The organism is Streptomyces sp. NPDC002845, from assembly GCF_053591955.1.
Genome location: NZ_JBSFUU010000130.1, coordinates 13,565 through 18,830 on the forward strand (window position 1 = coordinate 13,565; position 5,266 = coordinate 18,830).

Genomic DNA, 5,266 nt, shown 5'->3' on the forward strand with positions numbered 1-5,266 from the left:
AGCTGGTTGGGCTGGTGCTCGCTGGTTGGGCTGGTGCTCGCTGGTTGGGCTGGTGCTCGCTGGTTGGGCTGGTGCTCGCTGGTTGGGCTGGTGCTCAGGGCCTGCTGGCCGCGAAGAACGGATGCGCGTACGCGAAGTCGAGCGTGACCTTGGCGCGGCCGCCGGCCGGGCCGTCCCGGAACAGTGCGATCATCCGCTGTCGTGCGGTCGTGGCGGGACGGCCCGGTTGTTGAGGTCCACCGACAGGAAGATGTCGTTCGCGACAGGCGTGCGGATCTCCTCGGCGAGCTGGCCGATGAGCCCCGCCGTACGGGCGAGCAGCGCGAAGGCGCGGAGCAGTTCCAGGGGGAGGCCGAGGTCGGCGAGCGCGGCGCCGCAGACTCCGGCGCCGTTGAGCGGGAGCGTGCGGCCCAGCACCTGGGGGTGGACCCGGCCGATGGCGGCGAACAGCGACAGGTGCGGGCCGAACTGATCCTCCTCGGTGGCGATCCGGAACAGCCTCGGGGTGCGGGGGTCGCCCTGCTTGTGGACGTGGTGCCCGAGGCCCGGGATCAGCCTCCGGGCCTCTCGCGCGGAACGTACGGTGGCCAGGGCGAGTTCGTCCCATCCGGCCTCGTCGGTCGGGTGGCCGTCCTCCACTGTGGCCAGGGCGTCGTGGAGGAACCGGCCGCAGTCCTCGGTGACGCCGAGGAACCGTGAGCCGCCGCCGAGGAGCCCGGCGGCGAGAGCGCCCTGGACCGAGTCGGGGGCGGACAGATACGTCAGCCGGGCGGTGATCGCGGTCGGGGTGAAGCCGTGGTCGGCGAGGGCGGCGAGCACGGCCTCGAACACACGGGTCTCACCCGGCGTCGGACGGCGCTGCGTGGCCAGCCAGAACGCCAGCTCCCCGAACCCGACCTCGCCCATCACGGCCTCGGCGAGGTCCTGCCCGAGCAGGGTGATCTTCTCCAGGGAGGAGGCGCCGAGCGCGGTCGGGTACTCAGGCATCGTCGTCCTCCGGAGCGTTCCGCGGACCGTCCTCAAGCCACTTGCGCAGTTCGGTTCCGTGTTCGTCGAGTTCGGGCGGCGGCAGCCGGTAGGCGGCGGGGGTCTCGGAGAAGCGGATCGGGTGCCGGGTGGTGGGTACGGTCCGGTCTCCTTCGCCGACCTCGACGACCGGGTCGAGTCCGAAGCGTTCGGCCATGGCGAACCCGCCGTCGATGGTGTTGATCGGCCCGCAGGGAACCCCGGCGTCGACGAGCAGGTCGAACCACTCCAGGGCCGTCCTCGTCTTCAGCCGCTCCACCAGGAGCGGCCGGAGCTCCTCGCGCCGCTCGGTGCGGTCGGCGTTGTGCCGGAAGCGGGGGTCGTCGGCGAACTCGGGGATGCCGAGCACCTCGCACAGCTTGCGGAACTGCCCGTCGTTGGCGGCCGTCACGATCAGGTCCTGATCGGCCGTCGGCAGCGGCTCGTAGGGGAAGACGCTGGGGTGCGCGTTGCCCATCCGGTAGGGCACCGTGCCGCCCGCGACGTAGCCGGAGCTGTGGTTGACCAGCCCGGTCAGCGCCGACGACAGCAGGTTCACCTCGACGAGCTGGCCGCGGCCGGTGGCGTCGCGGTGGCGCAGCGCGGCGAGGATGCCGATGGCGGCGTGGTTGCCCGCCATCACGTCGAACACCGAGATGCCCGCGCGGTACGGCGGCCCGTCGGGGTCACCGGTGAGGCTCATCAGCCCGGAGATCGCCTGCACCATCAGGTCGTATCCGGGCACCTTCCGGCCGGGGCCGGAGCCGAACCCGCTGATCGAGGCGTACACCACCCCCGGGTTGTCCACGCTCACCGACGCGTGGTCCAGGCCGTATCTGGCCAGCCCGCCCGGTTTGAAGTTCTCGATCACCACGTCCGCACGCCGCGCGAGCTCCCTGGCCAGCCGGGCGTCCGTCTCGTCGCGGAAGTCGAGCGCGATCGACCGCTTGCCGCGGTTGATCCCCAGGTAGTAGGTCGACACGCCGTCCCGCACGGGTGGCATCCACGTGCGGGTGTCGTCCCCTCCCGGGCCCTCGACCTTCACCACGTCGGCGCCGAGGTCGGCCAGCAGCATCGTCGCGTAGGGGCCCGCGAGGATGCGGGAGAAGTCGGCCACCAGCAGTCCGTCGAGCGGCCCGGGAGTACCTGTGGTCATGGCTTACGACTCCTCCTGCTGTACGGCGACGCCTTCGCCGCGGTACTCGCTGTAGGTGTACGGGTTCGAGATCAGCTGGGTCTCGGGGATCTCCGGCTCCACGGCCTCCCGCCACGCGTCCTCGCCCATCGTGGTGCGCGCGTACTCGACGGTCGAGGCGACCGCGTTCCGTGCCCGCTCCAGGTCCACGCCGACCAGTTCGTGCGCGTACTTCACGACGGTTCCGTTGACGAGCACGGTGTGTACGTCGGCGCGGGTGGCCTGGTAGACGACGTGCCCGTAGGGGTGCAGGACCGGGTACATCGCGGGGGACCGGTCGTTCTTGAGCAGGACGAGGTCGGCCTTCTTGCCCGGGGTCAGCGAGCCGATGCTCTCGTCGAGGCCGAGCACCTTCGCGCCGCCGATCGTGGCCCACTCCACGACGTCCCGCGCACGCAGCCGGTGGTGCACCACCGTCTCTCCGGCCGTGTGCGCCTCCATGTGCTCGCGCGTCCGGTCGGCCGACAGCGTGGCGCGCATGGCCGAGAACAGGTCGGCGCTGAACCACACGCTGGTGTCCATCGACAGCGACACGGGGATGCCGTGGCGCCGCAGCCGCCAGGTGGGTGGGTAGCCCTGGCCCGCGTTGTGCTCGCTCTCCGCCGACACCGAGACCGTGCCGCCCGAGGCGGCGATCCGGTGGTACGAGTCCTCGCTGAGCGTCGCCGAGTGAACGTAGGTGACGTCGGGCGTCATGAACCCGTGGTCCCACATCAGCCGGATGCCATTGTCGTCGGTCGCGCCCCAGACCCCGGCGTGGGTGGTGACCGGCAGGCCGAGCTCGCGGGCCGCCTCGAACGCCGCCTTCTCGGGGAAGGCCTCGTCACCGGTGACGTCGAAGGCGAGCTGCAGGCCGAGCATGTCGTCCCGCGAGGCGAAGTTGCGGTCGACGAAGGACCGGAACTCCGGTGAGTTGGTCCACTCCCACGGCGCTCCGAGCAGGTTGCCGTAGGCCAGCACGAAGCGGCCCGGTACGGCGCGCAGCGACTCGACCGCCGCGTCCCCGTGCTCGGGGGTCTGCAGGCCGTGCGACCAGTCCACCGTCGTGGTGACACCCGCGTCGAGCGCCTCTATGCCGGACAGCAGGTTGCCGGCGTGGATGTCCTCCGGGCGGAAGATCTTGCCCCAGCTGAGGTAGTAGAAGACGAAGTACTGCGACAGGGTCCAGTCCGCCCCGAGGCCGCGCAGCGCCGTCTGCCACATGTGCCGGTGGGTGTCGACCATGCCGGGCATGAGGATGCCGCCGGAGGCGTCCACCACCACCGCGTCGTCCGGTGCCTGGAGATCCCGCCCGACCTGTTCGATCCGCTCGCCGCGGACCAGTACGTCGCCGCGGTCGAGCAGGCCGATCGCGGGGTCCATGGACAGTACGGTCGCGTCGCGGAACAGCACGGGGCGTCCCGGGGCGAAGTCTTCCTGGCGCGGTTCTTCGATCGTCATCTGGTCACCTCGTGGTGGATGGTGTGGTCCGGGCACGCAGGACCCGGGAGCGGGCGGTCAGCGGCACGGCCGCGGCGACCAGGCCGAGAGCCAGTGCCGCGGATCTCCATGCGTAGCCGTCCAGTTGGTTCAGTCCGAGAGCATGGTCGAGCGACCGGGCTCCGGGCCCGGTGAAGGCGAGGACCGCGGCCACCGCGCCGCAGCAGGAGCAGCCCCAGGTTCACGGCCGTGTCTCGCCCGCGTCGGCCCGGGGCTGGAGCACGAAGTCGAACTCGGCGTGCAGATAGGGCTCGTCGATCGTGCCGCCGTCCGGGCAGGCACCGGCCGGTTTCTCGGTGAAGCGCACGATCAGCTCGTCCTTCGTGCCGAACACGACATCGGTGTCGAGGAATTCGGAGCCCTGCTGGAACAGATGGGTGATCAGCTTCTCGTAGCCCGGGTGGTCGATCAGGAAGTGGATGTGCGCGGGGCGGAAGTAGCTGATGTCGGTCCCGCCGATCAGGGCACCGACCGGGCCGTCCATCGGGATGGCGTAGCCGCGTGGCGCGATGGTGCGCACGCAGTACGTGCCGTCCGCCCGGGTCCGGTACAGGGCGCGCAACCGTGCCTCGTCGATGTCCGGGAGCTGGGCCTCGTACGTACCGTCGGCGTCGGCCTGCCACACGTCCAGGACGACGTCCGGCAGCGGCGTGCCGTCGAGGCCGAGGACCCGGCCGGTGACGAACAGCGGCATGCCCGCGATGCCGTCGGACATGTCCGCCCCGAACGCCGCCGTGGGCGAGCCGTCGATGTGGAACGGGCCGAGCACCGTCGCCGGTGTCGCGTCCGCCGAGAAGCGGTGGTTCAGTTGGACGACGAGCGTGCTCAGGCCGAGCACGTCGGAGGCGAGGATGAACTCCTGGCGCTTGTCGTCGCTGATCCGGCCGGTCGCGGTGAGCCATTCGACGGCTGCCGCCCACTCCTCCTCGGTGAGCCCGACCTCGCGGGCGTACGCGTGGAGGTGCCGCACCAGCGCTGTCATCAGCTCGGCGAGCCGAGGCGAGTGGGCCGTGGCCCACCGTTTCACCGCAAGGTCGGTGAGGTTGTCCTCCGTCACGAAGGCCATGGAATCCTCCTTGATTCGATCAGCCTCGGCCGCTGTGCGGACCTTCGTCCGTACAGCGGACACCTTGGCCTATGGTTGATGCCTAAATCAAGCCCTCGCGGCAGGACTGGCTCAGAACATGGTGCTGTCGTTGGCGGACTCCGCCGGTACGTCCCGGATCGCGTCCCAGTGCTCGACGATCTTGCCGTTCCTGCCGACGCGGAAGATGTCCACGACGGCCTGGCCGCGGTCGTCGGGGCTGAGGCGGTAGTGGGCGTGGATGGCGACGATGTCGCCGTGGGCGATGACGCGCTTGCGTTCCACGATCAGGTCCGGGAACTGCTGGAAGAGCGAGGTGAATTGCTCGCGCAGGCCGGCGGAGCCGCCGGGGGATGGTGGGGTTGTGCTGGTGGTACTCCGGGGCGAGGTACTCGACCGAGCGGCTGTGCGGCGCCCCCGAAGGGGCGCGGGCTGTGTACATATGCGGCTTCGCCGCGTGGGCGCGACCAGCCACGGCGCCGCCGCAGACGAACGACGACGGC

The 5,266-nt window shown here is 70.7% G+C and carries 6 protein-coding genes; all 6 read right to left on the minus strand.

Annotation, left to right across the window (positions count from 1 at the left end; translation table 11 throughout):
* Positions 1 to 189: 189 nt before the first annotated feature.
* Positions 190 to 987: a citryl-CoA lyase gene (locus ACWD3C_RS45475; protein WP_451154175.1), complete on the minus strand. Its 798-nt coding sequence runs from the start codon at positions 985 to 987 to the stop codon at positions 190 to 192.
* Positions 980 to 2,161, minus strand: coding sequence for a CaiB/BaiF CoA transferase family protein (locus tag ACWD3C_RS45480; protein ID WP_451154177.1), 1,182 nt, complete (start codon positions 2,159 to 2,161; stop codon positions 980 to 982). Before ACWD3C_RS45480 ends, ACWD3C_RS45475 begins: the two co-directional genes overlap by 8 nt.
* 3 nt (positions 2,162 to 2,164) lie before the next feature.
* Positions 2,165 to 3,640, minus strand: a complete 1,476-nt coding sequence (locus ACWD3C_RS45485; protein ID WP_451154179.1) for an amidohydrolase family protein — start codon at positions 3,638 to 3,640, stop codon at positions 2,165 to 2,167.
* A gap of 4 nt (positions 3,641 to 3,644) precedes the next feature.
* Complete coding sequence (locus ACWD3C_RS45490) at positions 3,645 to 3,833, minus strand: hypothetical protein (RefSeq protein WP_451154181.1); 189 nt, start codon at positions 3,831 to 3,833, stop codon at positions 3,645 to 3,647.
* A 27-nt stretch (positions 3,834 to 3,860) separates the two neighbouring features.
* Positions 3,861 to 4,745, minus strand: a complete 885-nt coding sequence (locus tag ACWD3C_RS45495) for a dioxygenase family protein (RefSeq protein ID WP_451154183.1) — start codon at positions 4,743 to 4,745, stop codon at positions 3,861 to 3,863.
* A gap of 111 nt (positions 4,746 to 4,856) precedes the next feature.
* Positions 4,857 to 5,234 carry a nuclear transport factor 2 family protein gene (locus ACWD3C_RS45500; protein ID WP_451154185.1) on the minus strand — a complete coding sequence of 126 codons (378 nt, stop codon included), beginning with the start codon at positions 5,232 to 5,234 and terminating at the stop codon, positions 4,857 to 4,859.
* Positions 5,235 to 5,266: the final 32 nt, after the last annotated feature.